General features: G+C 56.3%; 23 protein-coding genes, 7 tRNA genes and 1 pseudogene. 23 read left to right on the forward strand and 8 right to left on the reverse strand.

From position 1 onward, the window contains the following. Positions 1-68 precede the first annotated feature (68 nt). On the forward strand, positions 69-1,232 hold the full coding sequence (gene pdxB / locus E4T21_RS06025) for a 4-phosphoerythronate dehydrogenase PdxB (protein WP_149284158.1): 1,164 nt from the start codon (positions 69-71) through the stop codon (positions 1,230-1,232). Between the two features lie 69 nt (positions 1,233-1,301). Continuing rightward, complete coding sequence (locus tag E4T21_RS06030; protein WP_149284159.1) at positions 1,302-1,946, forward strand: Vat family streptogramin A O-acetyltransferase; 645 nt, start codon at positions 1,302-1,304, stop codon at positions 1,944-1,946. 98 nt (positions 1,947-2,044) lie between these two features. On the opposite strand, the gene E4T21_RS06035 is transcribed toward E4T21_RS06030, so the two are convergent. From E4T21_RS06035 to msrB, 5 genes and pseudogenes are all read right to left on the reverse strand, one after another. Then, on the reverse strand, positions 2,045-2,410 hold the full coding sequence (locus tag E4T21_RS06035) for a RidA family protein (RefSeq protein ID WP_149284160.1): 366 nt from the start codon (positions 2,408-2,410) through the stop codon (positions 2,045-2,047). 165 nt (positions 2,411-2,575) lie between these two features. After that, positions 2,576-3,475: a protease HtpX gene (gene htpX, locus E4T21_RS06040; RefSeq protein ID WP_149284161.1), complete on the reverse strand. Its 900-nt coding sequence runs from the start codon at positions 3,473-3,475 to the stop codon at positions 2,576-2,578. Positions 3,476-3,824: 349 nt separating this feature from the next. Then, positions 3,825-4,906, reverse strand: a pseudogene (locus tag E4T21_RS06045) (pyridoxal phosphate-dependent aminotransferase). A 26-nt stretch (positions 4,907-4,932) separates the two neighbouring features. Beyond that, on the reverse strand, positions 4,933-5,985 hold the full coding sequence (gene ylqF / locus E4T21_RS06050; RefSeq protein WP_149284162.1) for a ribosome biogenesis GTPase YlqF: 1,053 nt from the start codon (positions 5,983-5,985) through the stop codon (positions 4,933-4,935). A 128-nt stretch (positions 5,986-6,113) separates the two neighbouring features. Further along, the gene (gene msrB, locus E4T21_RS06055) at positions 6,114-6,512 is read right to left on the reverse strand and encodes a peptide-methionine (R)-S-oxide reductase MsrB (protein ID WP_149284163.1); all 399 of its coding nucleotides are present in this window, start codon (positions 6,510-6,512) and stop codon (positions 6,114-6,116) included. Between the two features lie 371 nt (positions 6,513-6,883). Between msrB and E4T21_RS06060 the strand changes: the two genes are divergently transcribed. The 11 genes from E4T21_RS06060 (at position 6,884) to E4T21_RS06110 (ending at position 11,426) form a co-directional block, all read left to right on the forward strand. Beyond that, positions 6,884-6,959: transfer RNA gene (locus E4T21_RS06060), tRNA-Glu, on the forward strand. A gap of 27 nt (positions 6,960-6,986) precedes the next feature. Further along, positions 6,987-7,061: transfer RNA gene (locus E4T21_RS06065), tRNA-Gly, on the forward strand. A gap of 3 nt (positions 7,062-7,064) precedes the next feature. After that, positions 7,065-7,140: transfer RNA gene (locus tag E4T21_RS06070), tRNA-Glu, on the forward strand. Positions 7,141-7,180: 40 nt separating this feature from the next. Continuing rightward, positions 7,181-7,255: transfer RNA gene (locus E4T21_RS06075), tRNA-Gly, on the forward strand. Positions 7,256-7,258: 3 nt separating this feature from the next. Next, positions 7,259-7,334: transfer RNA gene (locus E4T21_RS06080), tRNA-Glu, on the forward strand. Positions 7,335-7,355: 21 nt separating this feature from the next. After that, positions 7,356-7,430, forward strand: a tRNA-Gly gene (locus tag E4T21_RS06085). Positions 7,431-7,699: 269 nt separating this feature from the next. Next, on the forward strand, positions 7,700-8,641 hold the full coding sequence (locus E4T21_RS06090; RefSeq protein WP_149284164.1) for an ABC transporter ATP-binding protein: 942 nt from the start codon (positions 7,700-7,702) through the stop codon (positions 8,639-8,641). Further along, the gene (locus E4T21_RS06095) at positions 8,638-9,411 is read left to right on the forward strand and encodes an ABC transporter permease (protein ID WP_149284165.1); all 774 of its coding nucleotides are present in this window, start codon (positions 8,638-8,640) and stop codon (positions 9,409-9,411) included. Before E4T21_RS06090 ends, E4T21_RS06095 begins: the two co-directional genes overlap by 4 nt. 38 nt (positions 9,412-9,449) lie before the next feature. Beyond that, positions 9,450-10,298 (forward strand): NADPH-dependent 7-cyano-7-deazaguanine reductase QueF, encoded by an 849-nt coding sequence (queF, locus tag E4T21_RS06100; RefSeq protein WP_149284166.1) that lies wholly within the window; start codon positions 9,450-9,452, stop codon positions 10,296-10,298. Positions 10,299-10,342: 44 nt separating this feature from the next. Further along, positions 10,343-10,903 carry a nitroreductase family protein gene (locus E4T21_RS06105; RefSeq protein ID WP_149284167.1) on the forward strand — a complete coding sequence of 187 codons (561 nt, stop codon included), beginning with the start codon at positions 10,343-10,345 and terminating at the stop codon, positions 10,901-10,903. A 31-nt stretch (positions 10,904-10,934) separates the two neighbouring features. Next, positions 10,935-11,426, forward strand: a complete 492-nt coding sequence (locus E4T21_RS06110) for a YiiD C-terminal domain-containing protein (protein ID WP_149287067.1) — start codon at positions 10,935-10,937, stop codon at positions 11,424-11,426. A gap of 81 nt (positions 11,427-11,507) precedes the next feature. On the opposite strand, the gene E4T21_RS06115 is transcribed toward E4T21_RS06110, so the two are convergent. After that, positions 11,508-12,518 (reverse strand): Ldh family oxidoreductase, encoded by a 1,011-nt coding sequence (locus E4T21_RS06115; protein ID WP_149284168.1) that lies wholly within the window; start codon positions 12,516-12,518, stop codon positions 11,508-11,510. A gap of 264 nt (positions 12,519-12,782) precedes the next feature. Between E4T21_RS06115 and E4T21_RS06120 the strand changes: the two genes are divergently transcribed. The 3 genes from E4T21_RS06120 to E4T21_RS06130 all read left to right on the forward strand — a co-directional run bounded on the left by E4T21_RS06120 (position 12,783) and on the right by E4T21_RS06130 (position 14,825). After that, positions 12,783-12,870: transfer RNA gene (locus tag E4T21_RS06120), tRNA-Ser, on the forward strand. Positions 12,871-13,525: 655 nt separating this feature from the next. Beyond that, positions 13,526-14,011, forward strand: coding sequence for a hypothetical protein (locus E4T21_RS06125; protein ID WP_149284169.1), 486 nt, complete (start codon positions 13,526-13,528; stop codon positions 14,009-14,011). 400 nt (positions 14,012-14,411) lie between these two features. Next, positions 14,412-14,825 carry an EVE domain-containing protein gene (locus tag E4T21_RS06130; RefSeq protein WP_149284170.1) on the forward strand — a complete coding sequence of 138 codons (414 nt, stop codon included), beginning with the start codon at positions 14,412-14,414 and terminating at the stop codon, positions 14,823-14,825. Positions 14,826-15,033: 208 nt separating this feature from the next. On the opposite strand, the gene katG is transcribed toward E4T21_RS06130, so the two are convergent. Next, the gene (gene katG, locus E4T21_RS06135) at positions 15,034-17,268 is read right to left on the reverse strand and encodes a catalase/peroxidase HPI (RefSeq protein WP_149284171.1); all 2,235 of its coding nucleotides are present in this window, start codon (positions 17,266-17,268) and stop codon (positions 15,034-15,036) included. Between the two features lie 589 nt (positions 17,269-17,857). Between katG and E4T21_RS06140 the strand changes: the two genes are divergently transcribed. Both E4T21_RS06140 and E4T21_RS06145 read left to right on the forward strand, forming a co-directional pair. Next, positions 17,858-18,265 (forward strand): VOC family protein, encoded by a 408-nt coding sequence (locus E4T21_RS06140; RefSeq protein ID WP_149284172.1) that lies wholly within the window; start codon positions 17,858-17,860, stop codon positions 18,263-18,265. A gap of 105 nt (positions 18,266-18,370) precedes the next feature. Beyond that, a complete protein-coding gene (locus E4T21_RS06145) occupies positions 18,371-19,387 on the forward strand; it encodes a hypothetical protein (protein WP_149284173.1) in 1,017 nt (338 codons plus the stop codon). A gap of 128 nt (positions 19,388-19,515) precedes the next feature. On the opposite strand, the gene E4T21_RS06150 is transcribed toward E4T21_RS06145, so the two are convergent. After that, entirely contained in the window at positions 19,516-20,268 is a 753-nt protein-coding gene (locus E4T21_RS06150; protein WP_187775121.1) for an IclR family transcriptional regulator, read from the reverse strand. Positions 20,269-20,484: 216 nt separating this feature from the next. Between E4T21_RS06150 and E4T21_RS06155 the strand changes: the two genes are divergently transcribed. The 5 genes from E4T21_RS06155 (at position 20,485) to E4T21_RS06175 (ending at position 25,916) form a co-directional block, all read left to right on the forward strand. After that, on the forward strand, positions 20,485-21,246 hold the full coding sequence (locus tag E4T21_RS06155; protein WP_149284175.1) for an enoyl-CoA hydratase/isomerase family protein: 762 nt from the start codon (positions 20,485-20,487) through the stop codon (positions 21,244-21,246). Between the two features lie 132 nt (positions 21,247-21,378). Continuing rightward, positions 21,379-22,911: a class I adenylate-forming enzyme family protein gene (locus E4T21_RS06160; protein ID WP_149284176.1), complete on the forward strand. Its 1,533-nt coding sequence runs from the start codon at positions 21,379-21,381 to the stop codon at positions 22,909-22,911. A gap of 37 nt (positions 22,912-22,948) precedes the next feature. Next, positions 22,949-23,998, forward strand: a complete 1,050-nt coding sequence (locus E4T21_RS06165; protein WP_149284177.1) for a TRAP transporter substrate-binding protein — start codon at positions 22,949-22,951, stop codon at positions 23,996-23,998. 68 nt (positions 23,999-24,066) lie between these two features. Continuing rightward, positions 24,067-24,609, forward strand: coding sequence for a TRAP transporter small permease (locus tag E4T21_RS06170; protein WP_187775122.1), 543 nt, complete (start codon positions 24,067-24,069; stop codon positions 24,607-24,609). Continuing rightward, on the forward strand, positions 24,609-25,916 hold the full coding sequence (locus E4T21_RS06175) for a TRAP transporter large permease (RefSeq protein ID WP_149284179.1): 1,308 nt from the start codon (positions 24,609-24,611) through the stop codon (positions 25,914-25,916). Before E4T21_RS06170 ends, E4T21_RS06175 begins: the two co-directional genes overlap by 1 nt. The last annotated feature ends 33 nt before the right edge of the window (positions 25,917-25,949 follow it).

Raw genomic sequence — 25,949 nt, forward strand, 5'->3', positions numbered from 1 at the left:
GGGGGCGCACCTGCGGGTAAGATCGCGCTATTGTACGCTGAGAAAGTATATCGAGACCAAGGAAAGTCATGAAGATTCTTGTCGATGCCAATGTGCCTGCCAGTGATATCTGCTTTTCTCCCTTGGGAGAGGTGCATCGCATGCCTGGCCGGGAGATCGATGCCCAGGTATTGGCGGATATCGATGCCCTGGTGATCCGCTCGATCACCCGCCTGGACGCTGCGGTCATTGACCAGGCCAAGGGCCTGGGCTCTCCACTGTCCTTTGTCGGGACCTGTACCATCGGTACGGACCATGTGGACCAGTCGGCTCTGAAGGCGCATGGTGTTGGCTTTTCCAGTGCGCCAGGCTGCAACGCTGAAGCAGTGGTGGATTATGTGCTGGCTGCACTTGGGCTGGCCATGGAGCGGAGCGGAGAGGCGCTGGCGGATCAGTGCATCGGTATTGTCGGTGTCGGCAATGTCGGTGGGCGTTTGGCTGGACGCCTGGCGGCCATGGGGATCGCGCATCGCTTATGCGACCCTCCCAGGGCTGCAGTGGAAGCCGCCGGTGAGTTCATGTCGCTTGAGCGTGTCATCGAAGAGTGCAATGTCCTGTGCTTGCATACCCCTCTAGTGCGTGAAGGGGAGCATGCCACCCATCATCTGCTGAATGCACAGCGTATTGCGGCACTGCGGCCGGGGACGGTATTGCTCAATGCCGGGCGTGGCGACTGCGTGGATGGTGACGCACTCAAGCAGCGCTTGCAGCAGCAGGGGGATATCACGGCGCTGCTGGATGTATGGGAAGGCGAGCCAGCCATCGACGTCCAACTGGAGCGACGGGTCGATCTGGCGACGCCACATATCGCGGGGCACAGTCTGGATGGCAAGTTGCGCGGTACGCACCAGATCTATCAGGCCTTGAGCCGGCATCTGGGACTGCCGGCGCGAATCAGTTTTGGTGATCTGACGCCTGAACCGCCACTTTCCCGTCTGGAGCTGGGTGCAGGCCTCTCGCCGGATGAAGCGTTGCGCTTGTGCATGCGTGCGGTTTATGACCCTCGTCGTGATCATGATCGCCTGGACCGGGCACTGGACGGTGACCGATCGGGCAAAGCGTTTGATGCCTGCCGCGCCAACTATCCCTTGCGCCGGGAGTTCGCCACTCTGGAAGTCGGCTTGAAGGGAAGTGCTGTTGAGCTGGCGCCATGGCTATCTGGCGCTGGTTTTCGTGTTTGCCCTCCAGTCTGAGCCTGATCAGGTCGGTATGACGAGAGGCATAATGGAAAGGGTGTGGATACGATCTCAAGGGAGGTGAGCATGATAGGGCCAAGTCCGGATGACAAGGAGCCGATGAAAGGATTTCCCCAGGTCGGTTTTCTGAAGAATTTCATCTCTTCCGCCAACATCATCGTCGGTGACTATACCTATTACGATGATCCCCAGGGGCCAGAGCGTTTCGAGAGCAACGTCCTTTATCATTTTCCCTTTATTGGCGACAAGTTGGTGATCGGCAGGTTTTGTGCCATTGCCAAGGATGTGAAGTTCATCATGAATGGTGCCAATCATAGGATGTCAGGCTTTTCCACTTACCCTTTCCAGATCTTTGGCCAAGGTTGGGAGAAGGTCATGCCTGGGGAAGGTGACCTGCCGTACAAGGGAGATACGGAAATTGGCCATGATGTCTGGATCGGCTATGAAGCCACCATCATGCCTGGCGTCAAGATCGGTAGTGGTGCCATCGTGGCGAGCAAGTCTGTTGTGACCAGTGACGTACCTCCTTATAGCGTGGTAGGTGGCAATCCCGCCCAGGTCATCAAATATCGTTTTGATGACAAGACGATAGCGGCGTTACTGGAAATAGCCTGGTGGGATTGGAGTGCAGAAAGGATTACCCGGCATCTCGATCTTATTGTCGGCGCTGATATTCATGCATTGAGGGCAGTGGCGGAACAGGGAGGATAACCGCTGTTCAGGAAGTCAGAAAAGCCGGCTGATTGGCCGGCTTTTTCTATTCAAGGTGGTTGTTATTCACGATGGCTTTTATTCACGATGGCAGCGCTTCATGACTGAAAGCGTTCTCCAGCGGCAGCGACAAAGGCCATTTCCACCAGGTATCTGGGGTTGGCCAGCTCGGCCTTGACGCAGGCTCTGCTGGGACCGCTACCGTCTGGGAACCACGCGTCCCAGACTTCGTTGAGTGCGTCAAAATTGGCAAAGTCGGTGAGATAGATAGTGACCGACAGTACGCGACTCTTGTCGCTGTCGACAGTCGCCAGACTTTGCTGCGCCTGCTCCAGTACCTGGCTGACCTGGCCCTTGATGTCGGCATTGAGGTCGCTTTCCGGGACTTCGACAAAGTGAGCGATACCATTGAATACGGTGGCATCGGACCAGCGCTTCGAGGGGTTGATTCTATGGATGTTCATATGGGATTTCGCTGTGATGTTTGAGCTACGAGCTACGAGCTACGAGCTACGAGCTACGAGCTACGAGCTATGAGCTGTGAGCTGTGAGCTACGAATGTATATGGTGTGATTATTGACGAGGGAGTCTGAAAAATGGCCCCCGCACAGGGCGGGGGCGGGGCTGTCTTACTCGCGGTAGGCGGCTTCCTTGAGCGCGCGGATACGATCGTCCAGCGGCGGGTGGCTGGCGAACAACTTCTCCATCAGTTTGCGGCTCTGGCCGGTGGTGATGGCGAAGGCCGTCAAGGTGTCAGGCATCTGGTCGGGCATCTGCGTCTCGGCCTTGAGGCGGGCCAGAGCATTGATCATGGCGCCGGAGCCAGCCAGTTGGGCGCCGGCTGCATCGGCACGGTACTCGCGGAAGCGTGAGAACCAGGCCGCGATCATCGAGGCAAGAATGCCAAAGACGATTTCCGCCACGGTGACCACGGCAATGTAGCCGAAGAAGCCGAGGCCCTGGTTGTCATCACGCCGCAGGAAGGCATCCAGCAGATGGGCAATGATGCGGGCGAAGAACATCACGAAGGTGTTGAGCACGCCCTGGATCAGCGCCAGGGTGACCATGTCGCCGTTGGATACGTGACCGATCTCGTGGGCCAGCACGGCTTTCACTTCTTCCGGCTGCATACGGTTTAGCAGGCCGGCAGAGACGGCCACCAGTGCGTCGTTCTTGTTCCAGCCAGTGGCAAAGGCATTGGACTGCTGGGCAGGGAAGATGCCGACTTCCGGCATCTTGATACCGGCCTTTTCGGACAGTTCTGCCACAGTGTCGAGCAACCACTTTTCCGTAGGGTTGGACGGAGACTCGATGATCACTGTGCCCGTGGATCTCTTGGCCATCCACTTGGATATGAACAGCGAGACCATGGAACCTGCCATGCCGATGACGAAGCAGAAGATCAACAGCGCATTGAAATTGATGCCCTGAGCATTGAGATAAGGCTCCACCCCCAATAGGCGCAGGGTGAAACTGGCAACCAGCACGACGGCCAGGTTGGTACCCAGGAAAAGCAGGATTCTCATCATTGCCGGATATCTCCGTGAAGGGGTTGTCCCTGCCCGCATCTGAGATGGCATGTCCTCAGATGCGGTATGGTAAATCTGCAGTTTTTAGAGAAATATTGTTGTCCAACGTTGTCCGAACTGACCGCTGGATGCGTTTTGCATGAGCGTGTTGCATGAGTCTGTTGTGGGCCAGCATGCTGCTTAGATATGTGCAATGCCGGTGAGTTTCAAGAACTTGGTTTCAAGATCAGGAATACTGTCACAGTCGTTGCACAATTTGTTCAGCACAGCACAGCACAGTACAGCACAGTACAGTACAGTACAGGCGAATCAGTATTACCCAAGCACATGTTGTTTTCTTGAAGGCTTCCTATTGGCGATAACGTGACAGGAAGCGAGCGAACCGGTCCAGGGCATCTCCTAATTGGTCGGCCCAGGGCAGGGTAACGATGCGTACATGGTCTGGATCTGGCCAATTGAAGGCGGTTCCCTGAACCAGCAAGATCTTTTCCTGCAGCAGTAGGTCAAGCACCAGTTGTTCGTCATTCTTGATGTCGTACATCTTGGGGTCGAGCTTGGGGAAGGCGTAGAGCGCCCCCTTGGGCTTGACACCAGCACTTGGGCGAGCAGAGAATCAGGTCGTTGATTGACTGATAACCGCCAAGCGCGGTCTGGATGGCATGCTGTGCCGGCACATTGGCGCACAGGCGCATGGATGCCAGCATGTTCAGGCCCTGAATGAAATCCAGCGACCACCTGGTGTCATGCCACTCAGCCGGTTGCAACATGCACAGTGTCGTCGTAGAGGATCTTGTCGTAGATCTCGTCGGAGAACACCACCAGGTTGTGTTCCCGGGCGATATCGAGCAGTTCGTGCAATACCTCCGGTGGATAGACCGCACCTGTGGGATTGTTGGGGTTGATGATGACAATCGCACGGGTGTGGCTGGTCACCTTGGCACGGACGTCGTCCATGGCTGGGGCCCAATCAGCCTGCTCATCACACAGATAATGTACCCCGCGGCCTCCGGACAGGTTCACCGCAGCGGTCCACAGTGGATAGTCGGGTGCTGGAATCAGCACTTCGTCACCGTCGTTGAGCAAGGCCTGCATGGCCATCACGATCAATTCCGAGACACCGTTGCCGATGAAGATGTCCTCGATACCGACGCCAGGGATCTCCTTGCGCTGGCTTTCCTGCATGATCGCCTTGCGCGCCGAATAGAGTCCCTTTGAATCGCAGTAGCCCTGGGCCGTGGGCAAATTACGCATCACATCCTGGAGAATCTCTTCCGGTGCCTCGAAGCCGAACGGCGCAGGGTTGCCGATATTGAGCTTCAAGATCCTCTGGCCTTCATCTTCCAGGCGCTTGGCGTGCTCGAGTACTGGTCCACGAATGTCATAGCAGACGTTGTCGAGCTTGTGGGACTTGCGAAGGATGGGCGTATCCATGGCGCTGGGGGTCTCGTTCAATCCGTTTATTGGGGCCCGTTGTCGGGGGTGCTGTCCTGTGTCTTCTGGCTCTGGCTGGCGTCGCCAACCTGGGCGTTGGCAGGTGCCTGGCCAGCCGTTTCCTGTAGATCCTGTTCTGCTTCTTCAAGCCCTTCTTCTTCAGGCTCCTCTTCGGGAATATCGGCCGGTGTTTCCAGTGTCAACCGACCAATCTTGCCGTCGCGCAGCTCGTGGAGCAGGACTTCACTGCCACGGTGCAGATCGATCTCGCCGCCTGCACGAAGCCCGCCGCGCCTGGAGGCAATGTCGGCGAGGATGGCGTGACCGTCGAAACCGGCATTGGCCATCAGGTCCAGACGAAAACCACCATCGGCCTCGACACTGTCGGCTTCCGGATTGGCTTCATATGTCGGCAGCTGTTTCAATTTATAACGCGACTTGAGGGCATCGGGATAGCGTTTGGCCAGCTCTGCAGCCGCAATCAGCGCCACGTCGACATAATCGATGGCGGTATCGCGAATGGCGCCGCTGGCAGCCAGGCGATAGGCACTGGCCTGGTCCTCGATCTTGGGCCATAGCACGCCAGGGGTGTCGGTCAGCGCGATGCGGCCCGGAATGCGTACTTTCTGCTGGCGCTTGGTCACGGCTGGCTCATTGCCGGTCTTGGCAATGGTGCGCCCGGCCAGTCCATTGATCAGGGTGGACTTGCCGACGTTGGGAATGCCCATGACCATCACACGTACATCCCGATCGGCACGCACCTGGCCGGCCAGCTCGTGGCACAGCTTGGGAATGCGCTTCAACTCCCGCGTATTGGTCGTGGTGATCGCCAGTGCCCGGGTGTTTTCCTGGGCATCGAAGAATGCCGTCCACTCCTTGGTACGTTGTGGATCTGCCAGGTCTGCCCTGGACAGGATCTTGAGCACAGGCTTGTGACGGGTGAGGTGGGCCAGCATCGGATTGGCACTGGAGTATGGAAGACGAGCATCCAGCACTTCGATGACAACGTCGATTTCCGGCAGTGCCTCGAGTATCTGGCGCCGCGCTTTATTCATGTGTCCCGGAAACCAGCCGAGCATGGAGCCTCTCCTGCAAAAATCATAGCGGTCGGCCATCTTACCAGAAGGCCGACCGCGCGTACTGCAGTAGGGAAGTGTTAATGAGGGCGGGAAGTATCAATAAACAAGCTGGTAGAAGCGCAAGAGCCTCACTCGCCTTCGTGGAAGTTCAGTGCGACTGAGTTGATGCAGAACCGGTTGCCGGTCCTGGTAGGGCCATCCGGGAATACATGTCCAAGGTGGGCACCACAACGAGAACACGTAATCTCTGTACGATGCATGCCGTGGCTGGTGTCCATGTGCTCCTCGACGCTTTCTCCGGACAATGGGCGATCGAAACTGGGCCAGCCACAACCTGCATCGAATTTGTGCTCATTCTCGAATAGCGGTGCGTTACAACATACGCAGTGATAGATGCCGACAGTATCCGTGACCTGGTAGTCGCCAGTGAAGGGGCGTTCAGTACCTTTCTCGCGCGTGACGTGATACTGCTCCGGTGTCAGCTGCTCGCGCCATTCAGCTTCGGTCTTTTCAATCTTCTTGCGCATGGGCGTACTCCTGTGACGAACTCACCTCGGTTAAAGACTCACCTTGGCTACAAGCTACAGTTACAAGCTACGACGTTTATGCCTGTTTGACCAATCAACGCCATCCTTTGATCCCTCATCATCCTATCCACCGCTATTCCTTTCTAACCATCGTAATTCCTTTCTATCCATCAACCTTTCTATCCATCAACCTCTCTATCCGTCAGCCTTTCAAGCTAGCTACCTTTGATAGTAGAAGAAGAGTGGAAAGCCGAAGCTCCTGCAGGGTAGGGCAAGTGCAGGAAAACGGCAGCGAAATTGTGGGAGGAGGCTTGACACTTTTCAGGGTGCTCAGTAACATACGCGCCACCTCGACGAGACGAGCGACATGTGTCCCATTCGTCTAGTGGTCCAGGACACCGCCCTTTCACGGCGGGAACAGGGGTTCGAACCCCCTATGGGACGCCACTCGACTCATCAAGGTTATCGGAAAGCGCGGGAATAGCTCAGTGGTAGAGCACAACCTTGCCAAGGTTGGGGTCGCGAGTTCGAATCTCGTTTCCCGCTCCATGCGTCCCATTCGTCTAGTGGTCTAGGACACCGCCCTTTCACGGCGGGAACAGGGGTTCGAACCCCCTATGGGACGCCACTTCCGATCAGAAGTCTGCGCTGCGAATGTAGTAAGATACGCGGGAATAGCTCAGTGGTAGAGCACAACCTTGCCAAGGTTGGGGTCGCGAGTTCGAATCTCGTTTCCCGCTCCATGCGTCCCATTCGTCTAGTGGTCCAGGACACCGCCCTTTCACGGCGGGAACAGGGGTTCGAACCCCCTATGGGACGCCACTTCGCATCGCCTCCTCTCAAGCGGGAATAGCTCAGTGGTAGAGCACAACCTTGCCAAGGTTGGGGTCGCGAGTTCGAATCTCGTTTCCCGCTCCAGTTTTTGATCTATCGTATGAAGCCAAGGTTGGGGTCGCGAGCTGGAACGCCAGCCCGGTCGATTGCGCTTTTGCTCTAATATCTCTCAGAAGCTCCGTTTCTCAGAAGCTCGGTTTTCTCGCACAAGTCTCTTGTGGGCTTATTCGTCTGTGGACTTGAAGTCACATTGCTTCACCCCCATATGTTAAGCCCTCTATCTAATCGTCTTCCTGACCGCCAACCAGTGCGCGGCAGGTGGCGACTCCTCTGACATTCTCCAGGATTTGCTCATGGCCGAACCGGCGTTGTCCATTCGTGGCCTGACCAAGGTCTACGGCAATGGATTTCAAGCCCTCAAGGGCATCGATCTCGATGTGCAGCAGGGTGATTTCTATGCATTGCTCGGTCCCAACGGGGCTGGCAAGTCCACTACGCTAGGCGTGGTCTGCTCGCTGGTCCAGAAGACGGCAGGCAAGGTGAAGATCTTCGGCATCGATATCGATGAAGACTTCGCCAAAGCCAAGTATCACCTCGGCGTGGTGCCCCAGGAATTCAATTTCAACCAGTTCGAGAAGGTCATCGATATCGTCCTGGCCCAGGCGGGCTATTACGGCATGCCGCGGCGAGAAGCGCTGCCGCGGGCAGAAAGCCTGCTGCGTGATCTCAGCCTGTGGGACAAGCGCAATGGTGCGGCGCGCAACCTGTCGGGCGGCATGAAGCGCCGCCTGATGATTGCCCGGGCGCTCATGCATCGGCCAAAATTGCTGATTCTGGATGAGCCTACCGCCGGGGTGGATATCGAATTGCGGCGCAGCATGTGGGAATACATGCAGCGTATCAACCGTGATGAAGGCACCACCATCATCCTTACCACGCACTATCTGGAAGAAGCGGAAAGCTTGTGCCGCAACGTGGGCATCATCAATCGTGGAGAAATCGTCCGTAATACCAGTGTGCGTGAGCTGCTGGCGGAGCTGGATACCGAGACTTTCCTGCTTGATCTGGCAGATCCCATTGAACAGGCGCCAGTGATCGACGGCTTTGAAGTGCGGCGGGTCGATGCCGCTCAACTGTCAGTGATGGTGCACCGTGGTCAGCGGCTCAATGATGTTTTCGAGGCCTTGCATCGTGAAGGCATTGAGGTCATGTCCATGCGCAACCGAGCCAACCGCCTGGAGGAAATGTTCGTTTCCATGGTGGAGCAGGGTAGCAAGAAGGAGATTCAGGGATGAATGCCAGTCAGATAGCAATCGCGCTGTGGACGCTGGTGGTCAAGGAGATCAAGCGCTTCACGCGGATCTGGCCGCAGACATTGCTGCCGCCGTCGATCACCATGACCATGTACTTCATCATCTTCGGTAACCTGATCGGCTCGCGTATCGGCGAGATGGATGGCCAAAGCTACATGGACTTCATTGTCCCTGGTCTGATCATGATGTCAGTGATCACCAATAGCTATTCCAACGTGGCATCGAGCTTCTTCTCCAACAAGTTCCAACGCAGTGTCGAGGAGATGATGGTGTCGCCCATGCCCAACTGGGTGATTCTGTCTGGCTTCGTGCTGGGAGGCATGGCGCGTGGGCTGGGAGTCGGCATCATTGTCACTGGTGTATCATTGTTCTTTACTCGTATCCAGGTGGCTCATCCGCTGTTGACCATTGGCGTAGTGGTACTGACGGCAGCGCTGTTTGCCATCGGTGGTTTCATCAATGCGCTGCTGGGCAAGAAGTTCGATGATATTTCCATTGTGCCGACCTTCGTGCTGACGCCACTGACCTACCTGGGAGGTGTGTTCTATTCGATTTCCCTGCTGCCGACATTCTGGCAGGCGGCGTCGATGCTCAATCCTATCCTGTATATGGTCAATGTATTCCGTTACGGCTTCCTCGGCGTATCGGATATTCCAGTAGGCTGGGCATTGCTGGCCGTCTTTGGCTTTATCGTGGTGCTGTTCGCCATTGCGTTGTGGATGCTGGAGCGGGGCAAGGGCATTAGAACCTAGCCCGGAGCACCTCAAGGCTTGTAACGAGATTTCCCCTGATGACTAAATCAATTTCCAACGAACGTCCGACAACGCTGGAACATGCCCCTCTGGGGCGTGATTCCGCTTATCCGGAGCACTACGATGCGAGTTTGCTGTTCCCGATTCCCCGGGCGGCTAATCGTGCTCCTTTAGGCATTCAGGAAGGTGCGCTGCCGTTTGTGGGCGAAGATGAGTGGCATGCTTTCGAGCTGTCCTGGCTCAATGCTCGGGGCAAGCCGATCGTCGCGGTGGCGCGATTCCGCCTGCCTGCCGAATCACCCAGCCTGATCGAGTCCAAGTCGTGGAAGCTCTACCTCAACAGCTTCAATCAGACTCGCTTCGCTACACGCGAAGAGGTTGTTTCCACACTTGAGCGAGACTTGTCTGCGGCGGCAGGAGCCAAGGTTTCGGTAGAGCTGTTCTCGGTCGATGACGAAGTCCTGCAGACGCGTCCGCTGCCCGGTGAGTGTATCGATGAGCTGGATATCGACATCAATGACTACACACCCAGCGCTGATCATCTACGGGTAAGTGATGTGATTGTTGAAGAAACGCTGACCTCGCATCTGCTCAAGTCCAACTGCCCAGTCACTGGCCAGCCTGACTGGGGTAGCGTCCTGATTCGTTATCGTGGGCCCAAGCTCGATCGCGAGGGGCTGTTGCGCTATATCGTGGGTTACCGCCAGCATCAGGATTTTCATGAGCATTGCGTGGAGCACATCTTCATGGATCTGATGGCCAAGGCGCAGCCTGAGCGCCTTCTGGTGCTGGCACGCTATGTGCGCCGTGGTGGTCTGGATATCAGCCCATGGCGGGGGACACCAGGAGAACAACCTCCGACGCCATTGCGTCTGGCGCGGCAATAATGCCTTCTGTTAGGGTTTTGTGATCCATATTCAGGAGATTATCGATGGATGCCATGACGTTGCTGCATGAGCGCAGTTCCATGGGCAAGCTGACCGGGCCAGCACCGAATGCCGAGCAGCTGGAGGCTATATACCGTGCTGCGGTACGGGCTCCTGATCATAAGGAATTGCGCCCTTGGCGCTTTATCGAGTTCTCTGGCGCGGGTCTGGAGCGCCTCGGTGAGCTGTTTGCCGAGGCTGAGTTTCGTGAGGATCCCAGTGCCTCGGATGATGTGCTCAATGCCGCGCGCATGAAGCCCAAGCGTGCACCCATGATTATCGCCGTGGTGGCCAAGGTGACGCCGGATGTTCCCGGTGTGCCGAAGATCGAGCAGGTGATTTCTGCCGGCTGTGCTGCCCATGGCATTGTACAGGCCGCCCATGCGCTGGGACTTGGTGCCATGTGGCGCAGTGGCAAGTACGCCTTCGATGCCACGGTACGCAAGGGACTGCATCTGGGGGATGACGATGAGTTGATCGCATTCATCTATATCGGCCAGCTGGGTGGGCGCCACAGGCCTCTACCAACGCATGACATCGACAGTTTTGTCGAACACTGGAACTGAGTTGAGCACCGGAACTGAAAAGGGGACTCAGATGCGTCAGGTCGGTATTCCTCATCCTCGTCTCCCTCTGCCCGAAGCCGAAGACGATCTGGCGGCCTTTCTTCAGTGGCTGGAGGAAGCTATTCCCATGGTGAGCGCCATGGGCATTCGTGAGATGCAGCGGGAAGAAGGCACCTTGATCTGGGATCTTTCCCTTGTTCCCAACCTCAATGACAAGGGCACCGGCTTTGGTGGAGGGCTGACCGCCCAGACCACCTTGCTCGGCTGGTGCTGGGTCACATTGTGGCTGCGTCGCCAGGGCATTCAGCGTGATGTTGTTGTGGCAGAGGCCAGCCAGCGTTTCCTGGCCCCGGTGACCAGCGATTACCGTTTGGTATGCAAGCCGGTAGAGGACGATGCTGCCAAGCGACTCGCGGAGCAGCTTGATAAGAAGGGGCGAGGGCGCATCTCTCTGACTCAGCAGCTTTGGTGTGGCGATACGCTATGTCTGGAAGCCAGCGGCGACTATGCAGTGCTGAAGTAATCAGCCGCCACTGGGTGTACTCCAGGACTACTCTTGAACACCTATTGAACACCTCTTGAACACCGCCAAGAAAGCACTGCTCTACAGCAGCGCTTTGAGCTCGAGATATAGTGCCTCAGGAATCGTGACACCATTGACCAGGCTTCGTTCTCTGGCGGCATAGCGACGTTGTGAGGGCAAGCGTGCATCCTGGTCAATGATCCCTTCGAACAATCGCTCCGCATGGGATAGATGTTGGGCGGCCTGATCACCCAGCAGGACCTCGGGTGCAATGGCAATCAGCAGTTCTCCGTGGAATGGCTTGCCGCCTCCCTCAGCGGTGGGCGCTTGGGTTTCATGGCCCAGCAGATCACCAATCAAGGGCCCGGCCAGTAGCTCGATCATGGTCGACAGCGCCGATCCCTTGTGCCCCCCGAAAGTCAGCATGGCGCCGGCAAGGGCATCCTCGGGGTTGGTGGTGGGGTTGCCGTCGGTATCCACTGCCCAGTGATCAGGTATCTGCTTTCCCGCACGACGATGCAGTTCGATTTCTCCACGTGCCACGACGCTCGTGGCAAAGTCGAAGGTATAGGGTGTCTTGCCCGGTCGAGGCCAGGAAAAGGCGAAAGGGTTGGTGCCGAACAGAGGCTTGTGGCCACCGGCAGGGGCAACGAAGGCATGAGTGGGGTTCATGGCAATGCCGACCAGGCCCTGTGAGGAAAGCGCTTCGACTTCCGGCCAGAGTGCCGAGAAGTGAAAGCAGTTATTGATACCCAGCAGCGCAATGCCGGTCGTTCTTGCCTTGGTCACTAGCAGCGGCAGGCCCTGTTCCATGGGTAGCAGCGAGCAGCCCTGGTGTGCATTGACCCTGACAACGGCGGGAGCCTGGTCGATGACCTCCGGTTCGGCACGCGGATCGATGGCGTCGAGGCGAGCCGCTTCGACACAATTGAGTATGCGATACAGACCATGGGAGTGACACTCATCGCGTTGAGCGGCCAGCACGCTACGTGTAATGGCAGCAGCATGGGCGTCGCTGAAGCCATTTCGGATCAGGATGTCGAGACTGAGCTGCTCAGCCTGTTGCAGGGTCAATGTAATGGTGTCGGACATGATATTCCTTGAGCGCCAGTCGGCAGGGAGGGGAGGAGTGGTTGTTATCAAGCTCAACATTAGTGTTTTAAGGTAAAGCTTCCTGCTGAGGCTCTCCATGCCACTTCCGTCGATGGTCGGGCCGGTGTCGTCGGCGAAGGAGAATGGAACAGAGCAGAAGACAGAAATTGTCTTGCAATCGCGAACTTAAGCCGTTAAAGTATGCGCCGTCTTGAGCGAAACGGTACGCGCAACGCGCTACAGAAGTGCTTGGGATGACAATGCGGAGGGGTGTCCGAGTGGTCGAAGGAGCACGCCTGGAAAGTGTGTATGTCGAAAGGCATCGAGGGTTCGAATCCCTCCCCCTCCGCCACAGAATTGAGAAAACGGGATCAAGCGAAAGCTTGATCCCGTTTTTGCGTTTGGGCTGCCATCAAGGAGCCTCGCGATGTGGGCAACTTTCGCAACCTGTTCCTCTATAGCCCCAGCGGCAAGAAGGATGGCATCCAGATCATTCCCATCTCGGAAGTCGCTGCAAAGGACGAGTTCACTACAAGCAAGAACATCACTCGCGATAACCAGCTTGCCGGTCACCGGATCCCTCTACAGCTGATGGGTATTATTCCCAACAATCTAAACCTACCAGTTGCTATGCATCCATGCGCCTGGATAGGGCTCCACGGCTACTGGGCTCTACACGGAATAGAGGGCCCTTTGAACTCATGAGAAATCATGCGGGTTTATCCAGGGCATAGAGGATATTTGAAGAGCGTTGGTGGCAGTAGGCATGGATTTGTGCCAAGTTCAGAACAAGAAGGGTCTTAGGAATACAGCCGGCGTGATCATCTGTGCTGTGCAGAAGGCAAGGTGATCGACGCCATGTTGACTTGCCATGCTGAATATTAAGAAATTTCAGTGAGTTGCCGAGGGGGATGCGTGCGATATAACGTTGTTGAACGCGATTGCTCATGCATCCAATATCAGAGCTTGTAGCCTCATCACTATAAGAGTGCACAGGGGAGTCTCTCGTGAATCACTACAACAAAACGACGCGGTTCTTCGCGGCCATGCTCGTAATTGGAGGAATCATCGGCATAGCCATTGCCGCAATACTTGGAGTTCAACTCATTCGGCAAAGCTGGCTACTTGCATTCCCAATGGGTGGGCTGGCGGCTCTTTTTGCATGGGCGGTTTTTACCGGCTTGCGGCTATGGCAGGGCACTCCTTATGGTCGCAAATGGGCAGCTATCCTCTTTGCCTCGCAGATTCCGGAACTCACCTTACCTGGTCTCAAATATCAGTGGTATACCGGTGCTCACCTTAGCCCCACTCTTCAGTTTGGCAATGGTTCGGCTGGAGCAGACTTCAGCGCAAATATTGGTGCCAGCGGTGAATTCTTCATTGGTGCTGGCGTGCCTGAGCTTGTAATAGGTATCAACTTGTTCGCCGTTCTCGCGGTCATCCTGCTGATGCGTGCTAATCATTCATTCAAGTTGAAGACCCCTCCCGGCTAGGCTTAATTGAGGTGTTCGGGCTGTGGCAAAACTGAGCTGCCTTGGCTATTGCACTAGCATTGCAAGATGTAGGATTGGTCAACGCAGGGGGCGTGCTCCTCCCAGGTAGTGATATCCCAAAGGGATTATGAGGAACGTTTTCTGTGGTTTCGCGTAATATTTGGCATCGCATTACTGGCATCGCATTACTGGTATTGTCATTTGCCTTAAGGGCATGGCGCGCAGCCCTCTGCTGATTTTTACGCTGAGTGCGCTGTTCATTATTGCTTATGTTGCTAGCAACTGACGCAGTACCCTGTATCAGTTGCGAGCCGGTATGGATGAGGTATAAGCATGCCGTGTGGCAGGACTCGGTCTTGTGTGAGAGGCAGCATAACCGAATGAAAAAGAGGGTGAGCTGATGGCGTATTGGTTGTTCAAAACCGAACCTGATGTATTTGGCTGGGATGATCTGGTTGCCAAGGGCGAGCGAGGCGAAGAATGGGACGGTGTGCGTAATTATCAGGCACGCAACAATATGCGCCTGATGAAAAAGGGCGACCTTGGTCTGCTTTATCATTCCAATCATGGAAAAGAAGCCGTCGGTATTGTTGAGGTTGTCGCTGAGGCACACCCTGACAGCACCGCTGATGATGCCCGCTGGGAATGCGTCGATATCAAGGCAGTAAAGCCCTTGCCGCGTGCAGTTTCGCTGGCTCAGGTGAAGTCGGATCCACGCCTTTCCTCAATGGCACTGGTCAGCAATGCGCGCCTTTCCGTGCAGCCCGTCACCGATGAAGAATGGAATATTGTCATGGAACTGGCCGGTTTGTGATGCCTATTGGCATGAAGGGGGACGGCTGAGTGGTCGGATGTGGAACTGAAGAGGTGGAAACGGGGAGTGCCTGGGTCGCCTATCCTTTGTGTCTCAGCGTGAGGACCTAGAGTGGCAGGTTTTGTTTGACGAAGCGCAAGAAGGCAGATGATAGGCATCAAGAAGGCGGCGTCACCGGACGCCGCCTTTTTCAGTGAGGGTAGCCGTATTATGGGCGGTCGAGGTTCATGACCTTGGTCCAGGCGGCAACGAAGTCGTTGACGAATTTCTCGTCGTTGCCGTCGGAGGCATAGAACTCGGAGACAGCTCGCAGCTCGGCGTTGGAACCAAAGATCAGGTCTACCGGGGTTGCGGTCCACTTGACCTCACCGCTCTTGCGGTCGAGCCCTTGGTACAGGCCTTCTTCTTCGACGGGTTGCCACTGGGTGGACATGTCCAGCAGGTTGACGAAGAAGTCGTTGCTCAGGGTGCCCGGCTGGTCGGTGAAGACTCCGGCTTCGCTGCCGTCGGCATTGGCGTCGAGGACACGCATGCCGCCAACCAGCACGGTCATTTCCGGTACGGTTAGGGTCAACAGGTCAGCCTTGTCGACCAGTGCAGCCGTGGGGTTCCAGAAGCTTTCTATAGTGAAGTAGTTGCGGAAGCCGTCTGCCTTGGGTTCCAGCACGGCAAAGGACGCGACATCGGTGAGTTCCTGGGTCGTGTCGCCACGCCCTGGTGTGAAGGGCACTTCGATGTCGTAACCGGCATCGGCAGCAGCCTTCTCGATGGCAGTGGCACCGCCCAGCACGATCATGTCAGCCAGGGAGATCTGCTTGTCGCCGTTGTCATTGAAGTCTTCACGGATCTCTTCCAGCTCACCCAGTACCTTGGCCAGTTCATCCGGGTTGTTCACCGGCCAGTCTTTCTGCGGCGCCAGTGCAATGCGGGCACCATTGGCACCGCCACGCAGGTCCGACCCGCGGAAAGTGGAAGCGGATGCCCAGGCGGTGCGTACCAGTTCCGGAACGCCAAGCCCGGAATCGATGATCTCGTCCTTCAAGCCGTCGATATCACTTTCGGATGCCAACTCGTAGTCCACCTTCGGAATTGGGTCCTGCCAGATCAGGTCTTCGTCGGGTACATCCGGACCCAGGTAGCGGCTGATCGGGCCCATGTCGCGGTGGGTCAGCTTGAACCAGGCACGAGCGAAGGCATCGGCAAACGCTTCCGGGTTTTTGTGGAAGCGTTCGGCAATCTTGCGGTACTCCGGGTCCACCTTCAGTGCCAAGTCGGTCGTGAACATCATCGGCGCGTGGCGCTTGCTCGGGTCATGCGCATCGGGCACCAGGTTGGCAGCCTTGTCGTCGACCGGCTTCCACTGAACGGCGCCATTGGGGCTGCGGGTCTGCTCCCATTCGTAGCCAAACAGGTTGTCGAGGAATTGTTGGGTCCAGGCTGTCGGGTTTACTGACCAGGCGCCTTCCAGGCCACTGGTGATGGTGTCCTCGGAGTGGCCCTTGCCACAAGTGTTCTTCCAGCCCAGGCCTTGCTGTTCAATCGGGGCTGCGGCGGGTTCAGCTCCCACGCATTCTGAGGTCTTGTGCGCGCCATGGGCTTTGCCGAAGGTATGGCCTCCGGCAATCAGGGCAACCACTTCTTCGTCATTCATGGCCATCTGGCCGAAGCTGACACGAATGTGATCGGCGGCCAGTTGTGGATCCGGGTTGCCGTGAGGGCCTTCCGGGTTCACATAGATCAGGCCCATTTCGGCGGCAGCAAGGGGCGGTTTCACTTCGCCTTCCTTGCTGAAGCGGTCGTCATCGGTAAGCCATTTGTTTTCGCTGCCCCAGTAGGTGATGTCGCTTTCCCAATCATCTACACGGCCACCGGCAAAGCCGAAGGTCTTGAAGCCCATATCTTCCAATGCTGTGGTTCCGGCCAGCACCATCAGGTCGGCCCAGGAAATGTTATTGCCGTATTTCTGCTTGATCGGCCATAGCAAGCGGCGGGCCTTGTCGAGGCTGGCGTTGTCCGGCCAGCTGTTGAGCGGATCGAAGCGCTGCTGGCCACCACGGGCACCGCCACGGCCGTCAAAGATGCGATAAGTCCCGGCAGCGTGCCAAGCCATGCGGATGAACAAGGGACCGTAGTGATCATAATCGGCGGGCCACCAGTCCTGGGAGTCATGCATCAGTTCGCGCAGGTCAGCCTTTACAGCTTCCAGATCGAGCGACTTGAAGGCTTCGGCATAGTTGAAATCCGGAGCCATCGGGTTGTTTTCTGCAGCGTGCTGGCGCAGTGGGCGCAAGTCCAGTGTCTCTGGCCACCAGTAAGGGCTGGACATGGGCGACTCAGAGGGGCTGGAGTGCCCGTGGCCTGAGTGCCCGATGGGCGTCGCGGTCGCAGCCGTACTGGATGCTAGCGCAATGGCCATCATCAGAGATGTTGTCTTCCCTTGCATAATCTTGCTCCTGAAAAATCCTGATTAATTTAATTGGAATTTTCACTATATGTATTTCATGAAACACTTATTAATATATTTCCTCTATTACTCGGATAGGAATAAGTTAATAGCGTTTTTGTTTCGCAAAGGTTTATGAAAAACAGTGTGTTATGAGTATTTTTTATGTTGTATTTATGCTTTTAAAGTGCGCTTTTATTGATTTTTATCCTCTTTCGGCACAGAGTTAACAAGCGTTATTTATGAAAAATTGATAGCTGAAAAGAAGAGTCAAAGAAGCTAAAAAAGCCATAGAAGATAAAAGCCGTTTTATATGCCCTGTAACAAGATGCCTTGCCGGACCAGCAGGAACCTCCCAGGCTCGCGACCTATATGGATCGCTTTGGTCGCGGCACGGAGATCCGCCCCTTATCCCGGCAGCATGCGAGCTGCCCTTGCCATATATCGCTATTGCGCGAGTGAAGAGACTTCTGTGGCATAGGCATACACTATTCATGCTAGAGATATAGATGAAAGGCCATGGCTGCTCGTGCGACAAAGGGGCCATGGCGACGAACCGCAACTGCTTGATCGGCTGGAGGTGAATGACATGTCATCCAGGATCATTCCAACCCTGAGGTATCAGGATCCTGCCTCGGCAATCGAATGGCTGTGCAAGGCATTTGGCTTTGAGCGGCATCTGGTAGTCACCGGTGATGAAGGGCGGGTGGAACATGCGCAGCTAACGCTGAACGGCGACATGATCATGCTCGGCCCAGTGCGTGACGGCCCATTCGATAAGCTGCAAAAGACGCCAGGTGCCGTTGGTGGTGTGGGGACTCAAAGCCCCTATATTGTTGTTGATGATGTCGATGCACACTATCGTAGAGCCGTTGATGCGGGCGCAGAGATCATGATGGAACCGGAAGACCAGGGGTATGGAGGGCGACTCTACGCGTGCCGGGACCCGGAAGGACACCTATGGAACTTTGGTTCCTATGATCCTTGGCAGCCATGACTCTGGTATCTATGCCCTTGGTATCTAGTCCCTTGGTAACGATGGACTTTTCACAGCATGGCTAATGCATTGCGTGTTTACTTCACCCCAATATGACGAGGCTTCATGAACAAGGTCACTATTCCTGTCGCACTGCTGGCGCTTGCCACGTGTTTCAACACGACGGCCATGGCTGATAGTGCTGCGCAACAGAGATTTCGCGATCAGGGGCAAGCTCTCGATCTGTCGGGATACCTGCAGGGCAAGAACGATGCCCAGAGTCGCAGCTTTACCTTCGGATCCGCCCACGCTCACGACTTCACCGTCAAGGAGGCAGGAGTCTATCGTTTCGAGAGCGAGGCCGCTCCGGGGTTCGCGGATGGCTACCGTATCGAAGCCATGCTGATGGATGCCCAGGGCCAGGTCATCGCCAGAGGCGAAGGAAATGGCAATGCAGGTGGTCTGAAGCTTGAGCAGCGCCTGGAGCCGGGGGATTACGTGCTGCAGGTTCAGGCCAATCGTTTTGGTACCCGAGGCAAACCAGGTGATGGTTATTCCGTGTCTGTGGCTGGCCTGGATGCTCAGGGTAACGAAGTGGATGGCGCCGTCAGTGATGGCGAAGGCCTGCAGTTCGTAGGCCGCGATCGGGAAGGTAATGCCAACGCTTTCGTGCGTGGCGGCGCGGTGGCAACGCTGGGCGCGGGTTCCGCAGCGGCAGCTTCTTCTGCAGGCGCTGCTACAGCAACGGATGAAGGCAATGCCACCGCTGCCTCTTCAGCGAACAGCGAGGTATCACAGCAGGTTCAGAGCATTGCCACTGATGTGAAGATTCGCGCCCGTGGTGAAGTCTTGACCTTCGAAGTGGCAGAGCAAAGCCAGGTGGCGATCACCACTTCCACGTATCCGGGTGGAGATGAAGATACCTACCGTCTGACATTGGAAGTTGTCGATGAGTCCGGTCGTGTCGTTGCCAATGGTGCAGGCAAGGCAGGCAATGGGAACGTGGATATTCATACCCAACTGCCTCAAGGACGGTACACGATCAACGCAACCGGACAGAAGTTCGGCTCTTCGCATAGTGGCCCAAACAACTATGAGCTGAAGGTCACGCTGGACCAGGAAGCGGTGGCTCTCGCCAGATAGGCCCTGGTTCGTACTGGTGGCGGGAAGGTGACAAGGACAAAGGGATCAAGTTTTTACTTGATCCCTTTTTTCGTCCTGGGAAGGGGGCTTCGGGGTGTGCGGCGTAGCTTGATCACAATGTCGCCTGATCACAACCTCGACAGCTGTCGTGCCGTTGCAATCAGCAGGTGCGACAGGTTTCGCTCCATTTCTTCAGGCATGCTGCTCGCTCGAGACATCGAGACACTAATCGCTGCCTGGGGACGGTTATGTCTATCCAGCACGGGTACGGCAATCGAGATATCGGAGAGGAAATACTCTTCTATCGATAGCGCATAGCCCTGATGCTTGAACTGGGTTAGGCGTTCCAGGATAGCCGGCAGCTCATGCACGGTATTGGGTGTGTAAGGCTTGCGTTCGCTGTGCTCCAGAACGGCCATGGCTTCCTGTTCTTGCAGTTGCGACAACATGGCCAACCCCGGTGCAGTACAGAAGGCCGGCAACCTTGAGCCGATGGTGATATCTGTATCCAGCATGTTTCGGCTCACCAGGCGGGAAAGATAGATAACATCCTGGCCATCGAGAATCGTCAGGCTGACAGATCCTTCCGTTTCCTTGCTCAGGTTCAATAGGTAGGGGCGCACCTTGTCGACCAGAGGGTGCGCATGCAGATAGTGCGCGGCAATGTCCAGCGTACGCACGCTGGGCTCGATCAGTTGTGTCTCTTCATTGCGCTGCAGATAACCCAGTTGCATCAAGGTATGGATGAAACGTTGGGCTGCGCTACGGTCCATGTCGCAACGTTCAGCCAACTGCTTGACGCTCATTGCCGGATGCTCGGCGTCGAAGACCTCAAGAATGCGGAATGCCTTGACGACGCTCTTGACCAGCAAGCGATCCACTTTTTCGTTTTGCTCCTCACCCTTGTTTTTCTCTTTTCTATTCAAGGTATTACTCCCTGTTTTCTCATCCTGCCGACAAGCAGAGTCTTTCTCTGGGCAACCTTCGGGCTTTACATTACTCGCATTTTAACTACATTGATTAAATGTAGATCATAGATGATTGCATTGCAATCACATTGGCTCTAATAAACAAAGACAACCCACCGAGAGACAATCATGTCGGAACATATTCTCAGCAACAAGCAAGGTCGCGTAGGCGTCATCACTCTCAATCGTCCTGAGGTGCTCAATGCGTGGCACAGCGAAATGCGCCAACAGCTCATTGCTGCCCTGGAGACCTTTTCTCATGACGAGTCGCTCGGTGCCATTGTGCTCACAGGGGCTGGTGACAGGGCCTTCAGCGCAGGGCAGGACCTGAACGAGACGCGCTCTTTTGATTCCGATCGCGCGGTCACCTGGGTCGGGGAGTGGGAGACGCTCTACGACACGCTACGCAGCAGTCCAAAGCCGATTATCGCGGCACTCAATGGCGTGGCTGCCGGCTCGGCATTCCAGGTAGCACTGCTGTGTGATTTCCGCATTGCCCATGCCGGCGTGCGCATGGGGCAGCCGGAGATCAACTCGGGTATCGCCAGTACCACTGGCCCCTGGATCATGCGCGAGCACCTGGGGCTGGCGCGGACCATTGACCTGACGCTGAGCGGCCGCCTGATGAATGCGGATGAATCCCATGCTCTGGGTTTGATCAATCGCCTGGTAGCGGAAGAGCAAGTGCTGGCGGAAGCTTTGGCGCTGGGCGAGGAGCTTGCCGACAAGCCTCCTGTTGCCATGCGTCTGGATCGTCAGCGCTTCAAGGAGATCACCGAGCCTGGTTTTCGTGACTGTCTCGAGGCGGGGGTCCGTATCCAGAGTGAGGCATACGCTTCGGGTGAGCCGGCACGCATGATGGAGCAGTTTCTCAAGCGTCGGAGCGCTTGAGAAAGAGGGCGGACCACTGGCGCAGGCAGGAAGCGCCAGTGGCGATATGCCAGCGATGATGTGTCAAAAGCGATATTTCAAGAGCGGTATTTCAAGAATGGTATTTCAAGAGCACAGGACAACCGGATTGCCATGATATTCAGCTTGAACGACCCCAGCTTCATCCATGCACTGCGTGATATCGCCAGGCGCGATCCGGATCGCGTATTCGGGACTTTCAATCAGCGTCCGCTGACGTTCGGGCAGCTCGATCAGCAGGCGGAGGCACTTGCTGCGTACCTTTGCCGGGATCTGGGGATTTCCCCTGGAGAGCGTGCTGCAGTCATGATGAACAACGGCTCGGAAGCTATCGCTGTCCTGTTTGCACTGGCCAAGGCGGGTATTGTCTGGGTACCGGTCAATGCCCGTCAGCGTGGTAGTGGATTGAAATACATCCTCGAGCACTGTGATCCCTCGGTACTCTTCGTTGACGCCGACTTGTGGCCGGTCGTTGTCGATAGTCAGGCAACGTTGCCGGGCAGGGTTCTGTCCCTCGGGGGAGAGAATGGCTCATTGGCCGAACTGCTGAACAGCAGAAAACGCCTGGATGCACCGGCGCCTGTCATGTCGCAGCTCTATGCCTTGATGTATACCTCCGGCACGACTGGCAAGCCCAAGGGGGTGCGTGTCACACACGCGATGATGGCCTATGCCCTCAAGAGTGTCGAACTGCTCAGTTCCATCCAGCCTGGTGACAACTTCTTCCAGTGGGAGCCCTTCTATCACATTGGTGGTGCTCAGATGCTGTTGTTGCCATTGTTCTTCGATGTGCAACTCAGCCTGACCGAGCGCTTCAGCGCCAGTCGCTTCTGGACGCAGGTGAATGCCAGTGGGGCGACCCACATCCATTATCTGGGCGGGGTGCTGCAGATATTGCTGAAGCAACCCCCCAGTGATCTGGAAACGTCGCACAAAGTGCGCATTGCCTGGGGCGGCGGTTGTCCAAGCGCGATCTGGTCGACCTTGCAGGAGCGTTTCGGTTTTGAAATTCGCGAATGCTATGGGATGACCGAAGCCTCCAGCCTGACCACGGTCAATGACGAAGGGAGACCCGACTCGGTAGGGCGTGTCGTTCCCTGGCTGGATATCGCCATTCAGGATGAACAAGGGCAGCCGGTGGCGGCAGGCCAGCCCGGACAGGTGGTGGTTCGTGAAACCCAGCCGGGCGTGCTGTTCGATGGTTACTTCCGCAATACAGAAGCTACCAACAAGGCGCTGGTGGACGGCAGATTGCATACCGGTGACCGTGGCTGGATCGATGCGGAAGGTTTTCTTCATTTCCTGGGACGGATCACTGACAGCGTACGTTGCCGAGGTGAGAACGTTTCCGCCTGGGAAGTGGAGTCAGTCACCCAACAGCACCCTGGTGTCGAGGAGTGCGCAATGATTGGTGTCGAAGCCGACATCGGCGAGCAGGACATCAAGCTCTTCGTGAAGCCGAAAGGTGGCCATGTCATCGAACTTCAGGAGCTCCACCTGTGGTTGAAGGAGCGCTTGGCAGCCTATCAGTGTCCACGCTATCTCGTCCTTGTGGACGAATTCGAGCGGACACCCAGCCAGCGCATCATCAAGCGTGGTCTATCCACCAACACAAGCGAGGCCTGGGATAGCCAGCAGTCTTATTGATCCAGCAGTTTCATTGATAGAGACACAGAGGAAGACAATGGATAACAACGACAAGAGCAAGCAATCGTCCACTTCCGTGACAAGCCAAAGAAAGATGGCCACTGGCAGTGTGCATGCATTGGGCAAGGCATCGGTTGCAGCCCTGCTGGCCCTGACAGTCTGCGGTGCTGCCTATGGAGAAGTCTGGGACCTGCCTTCGCCACAACCTGCGGACAACTATATTACCGAGAATGTCACCTGGTTTGCCGATCAGGTGCGAGAAGCCACGGATGGTGAGCTGGAAATCCGTGTTCACCCGAGCGGATCGCTGTTCAGTGGCGATCAGATCAAGCGCGCAGTACAGCGTGACCAGGCACAGATTGGTGTCCATGTACTCTCTGCCCACCAGAACGAGAACCCGATCTTCGGCATCGACTCGGTCCCTTTCCTGGCCAACTCCTTTGAGGAGTCCGCCCAGTTATGGGAAGTCACCAGACCCGCACTGGATGAGCTGATGGCCGAGCAGAACCTGCAGCTGCTTTACCACATCCCCTGGCCCCCCCAAGGGTTGTTCTTCGATCGTGAGATCCAGGCACCCGAAGATGCCGAGGGCCTCAAGTTTCGTGCCTACAACACCGCTACCGCCCGCTTTGCCGAACTGATGGGCATGACGCCAACCTTGATCGAAGAAGCAGAGCTCTCGCAGGCCGCCGCCACCGGGATGGTGCAGTCACTGATCTCTTCAGGAGACCCTGTCTACAACCATCAACTTTGGGATTACCTCCCGCAGTTCTACGATGCCAAGGCCTGGCTCGTGCTCAGCCATGTCTTCGTCAACAAGGAACGGTGGGATGCCCTTGATGAGGACACGCAGCAACAGATCCTGGCCATTGCCGAAGAGGCTGAACAGCGGGGCGAGGAGGGAGCTCGGGCGCTGACCGATGAGCTCAAGACGCAACTGAGCGACAAGGGCGTTGCCATTCATCAGCCCAACGAGGTGCTGCAGGCCGAGTTCAAGCGCATCGGCGAGGAGATGCAGGAAGAGTGGCTGGAAAAAGCCGGTGAACAAGGCCAGCAACTGGTAGAGGAATATCGTGCCATGCAGTGATGGTGCGGTTCATGTCCCCATTCCCTGGAATGGGGCTTCGCTTGGCTGATGGTTATAGGGTTGCTTCCATGAATACATCTTCTCATCGAATGGCCAGGTGTCTGGAAAGGCTGTACCGAATTTTCGGGTATCTTGCCGCTCTCTGCATTTTCGCCATGCTGGTCGTGATTGTTGCTCAGATCGTGCTGCGCTGGAGTGGCCAGTCCTTGCCTGGTGCCACGAACTATGCCGGATATCTGATGGGGGCCAGTACCTTTCTTGCTGCCGCCTATACCTTCCATGATGGCGGACACATCCGTGTTGGTCTTGTGGTGGAACGGCTTGGACGCTGGCGCCCCTTTGGCGAGCTATGGTGTCTGCTGGTGGCTGGCAGCATTGCGGGCTTCATCACCTGGAATGCCTTCGATGCCGCTTACTGGTCCTGGAAGTTTGGTGACATCTCGTCAGGGCAGGATGCACTGCCGCTATGGATACCCCAGGCGCTGCTGGCGCTTGGCTCCACGGCTTTCACCATCTCGGTAGTGGATCATTTCGCCCGTACGCTGATCGCGCTGATTTGTTCCTTACGTGCCAACCGTCACGGAGTTCATCCTGTCGTGAGGAGCCTGTAATGGATTTCACTGAACTGGCCATTGCGCTTCTACTTATCCTCTTCCTGCTGCTGGGCTCCGGTGTCTGGGTCGCCTTGTCCCTTGTCGGCGTGGCCATTATCAGCATTGCGTTCTTTACCGGGCGCCCTGTAGGCGCTTCCATGTACAGCTCATTGTGGACGTCATCCACTAGCTGGACGCTTACCGCGCTGCCTCTGTTCATATGGATGGGTGAAATTCTCTACCGCACTCGACTGTCGGAAAGCCTGTTTCGTGGCTTGAGCCCCTGGCTTGGCTGGTTGCCGGGACGGCTGATGCATACCAATGTCATTGGTTGCACCTTGTTCGCGGCGGTTTCCGGTTCTTCCGCTGCCACGCTGACCACCGTGGGAAAGATGTCCATGCCGGAACTTCGCAAGCGTGGATATTCAGAATTCATGAGTGTGGGAACCCTGGCGGGGGCTTCTACCCTTGGCTTGATGATTCCGCCTTCGGTGACGATGATCGTATATGGCGTCATTACCAACCAGTCCATCCCCAAGCTGTTCATTGCCGGCATTGTTCCTGGTTTGATATTGGCCGCGTTATTCACGGCCTATGTTGTTGGCTGGGGAATATGGAAGAAGCAGGATCTCGCTGAAGAACCCAGCATGACGATGAAGCATCGCCTGTATGAGTCCAGGCTGTTGATTCCCGTGGCGTTGCTGATCATTACCGTGATTGGCTCAATGTATTCCGGTCTTGCCACGGCGACGGAGGCTGCTGCGCTCGGTGTGGTAGGGGCTTTGCTGCTTGCAGCGATCCAGCGCAGCCTGACCTTTTCCTCGCTGGTGGAAAGTCTGCTCGGGGCGGCAAGGACGTCCTGCATGATTGCCTTGATCCTGGCTGGCGCTTCCTTTCTGACATTGGCAATGGGCTATACCGGATTGCCGCGGGGTCTGGCCGAATGGGTCGGTTCTCTGGAGCTTTCACCGTTCATGCTGCTGATCGCATTGATGCTGGTGTATATCGTGCTCGGGTGCTTTCTGGATGGTATCTCGGCCGTGGTGCTGACGATGGCTGTGGTGACACCCATGCTGAATGATGCCGGCATTGACCTGCTGTGGTTCGGCATCTTTGTGCTGGTCATGGTCGAAATGGCCCAGATTACTCCCCCTGTGGGATTCAATCTTTTTGTCATGAAAGGCCTGACCAATCACAGTCTGTCTTTCATTGCCAAGGCGGCGGCGCCCATGTTTCTGATCATGGCGCTGATGGCACTGCTGCTGATTGTCTTCCCCGATCTGGCAACGTTCCTGCCCCGTTTCATGAATGAAGCTACCCTGTAGGCTGAATGCGAGACGAAACCGCCATACTGGCCG

The organism is Halomonas binhaiensis (assembly GCF_008329985.2).
Taxonomy (GTDB): domain Bacteria; phylum Pseudomonadota; class Gammaproteobacteria; order Pseudomonadales; family Halomonadaceae; genus Halomonas; species Halomonas binhaiensis.

Bases quoted from the DNA above. Each gene is read 5' to 3' on its own strand.
- E4T21_RS06145 (WP_149284173.1), top strand. From the start codon at position 18,371: ATGAACAAGGTCACTATTCCTGTCGCACTGCTGGCGCTTGCCACGTGT.
- E4T21_RS06170 (WP_187775122.1), top strand. From the start codon at position 24,067: ATGAATACATCTTCTCATCGAATGGCCAGGTGTCTGGAAAGGCTGTAC.
- pdxB (WP_149284158.1), top strand. From the start codon at position 69: ATGAAGATTCTTGTCGATGCCAATGTGCCTGCCAGTGATATCTGCTTT.
- E4T21_RS06095 (WP_149284165.1), top strand. From the start codon at position 8,638: ATGAATGCCAGTCAGATAGCAATCGCGCTGTGGACGCTGGTGGTCAAG.
- msrB (WP_149284163.1), bottom strand. From the start codon at position 6,512: ATGCGCAAGAAGATTGAAAAGACCGAAGCTGAATGGCGCGAGCAGCTG.
- E4T21_RS06115 (WP_149284168.1), bottom strand. From the start codon at position 12,518: ATGTCCGACACCATTACATTGACCCTGCAACAGGCTGAGCAGCTCAGT.
- E4T21_RS06130 (WP_149284170.1), top strand. From the start codon at position 14,412: ATGGCGTATTGGTTGTTCAAAACCGAACCTGATGTATTTGGCTGGGAT.
- E4T21_RS06140 (WP_149284172.1), top strand. From the start codon at position 17,858: ATGTCATCCAGGATCATTCCAACCCTGAGGTATCAGGATCCTGCCTCG.
- queF (WP_149284166.1), top strand. From the start codon at position 9,450: ATGACTAAATCAATTTCCAACGAACGTCCGACAACGCTGGAACATGCC.
- ylqF (WP_149284162.1), bottom strand. From the start codon at position 5,985: ATGCTCGGCTGGTTTCCGGGACACATGAATAAAGCGCGGCGCCAGATA.
- E4T21_RS06090 (WP_149284164.1), top strand. From the start codon at position 7,700: ATGGCCGAACCGGCGTTGTCCATTCGTGGCCTGACCAAGGTCTACGGC.
- htpX (WP_149284161.1), bottom strand. From the start codon at position 3,475: ATGATGAGAATCCTGCTTTTCCTGGGTACCAACCTGGCCGTCGTGCTG.
- E4T21_RS06105 (WP_149284167.1), top strand. From the start codon at position 10,343: ATGGATGCCATGACGTTGCTGCATGAGCGCAGTTCCATGGGCAAGCTG.
- E4T21_RS06155 (WP_149284175.1), top strand. From the start codon at position 20,485: ATGTCGGAACATATTCTCAGCAACAAGCAAGGTCGCGTAGGCGTCATC.
- E4T21_RS06030 (WP_149284159.1), top strand. From the start codon at position 1,302: ATGATAGGGCCAAGTCCGGATGACAAGGAGCCGATGAAAGGATTTCCC.
- katG (WP_149284171.1), bottom strand. From the start codon at position 17,268: ATGCAAGGGAAGACAACATCTCTGATGATGGCCATTGCGCTAGCATCC.
- E4T21_RS06110 (WP_149287067.1), top strand. From the start codon at position 10,935: ATGCGTCAGGTCGGTATTCCTCATCCTCGTCTCCCTCTGCCCGAAGCC.
- E4T21_RS06165 (WP_149284177.1), top strand. From the start codon at position 22,949: ATGGATAACAACGACAAGAGCAAGCAATCGTCCACTTCCGTGACAAGC.
- E4T21_RS06160 (WP_149284176.1), top strand. From the start codon at position 21,379: ATGATATTCAGCTTGAACGACCCCAGCTTCATCCATGCACTGCGTGAT.
- E4T21_RS06175 (WP_149284179.1), top strand. From the start codon at position 24,609: ATGGATTTCACTGAACTGGCCATTGCGCTTCTACTTATCCTCTTCCTG.
- E4T21_RS06035 (WP_149284160.1), bottom strand. From the start codon at position 2,410: ATGAACATCCATAGAATCAACCCCTCGAAGCGCTGGTCCGATGCCACC.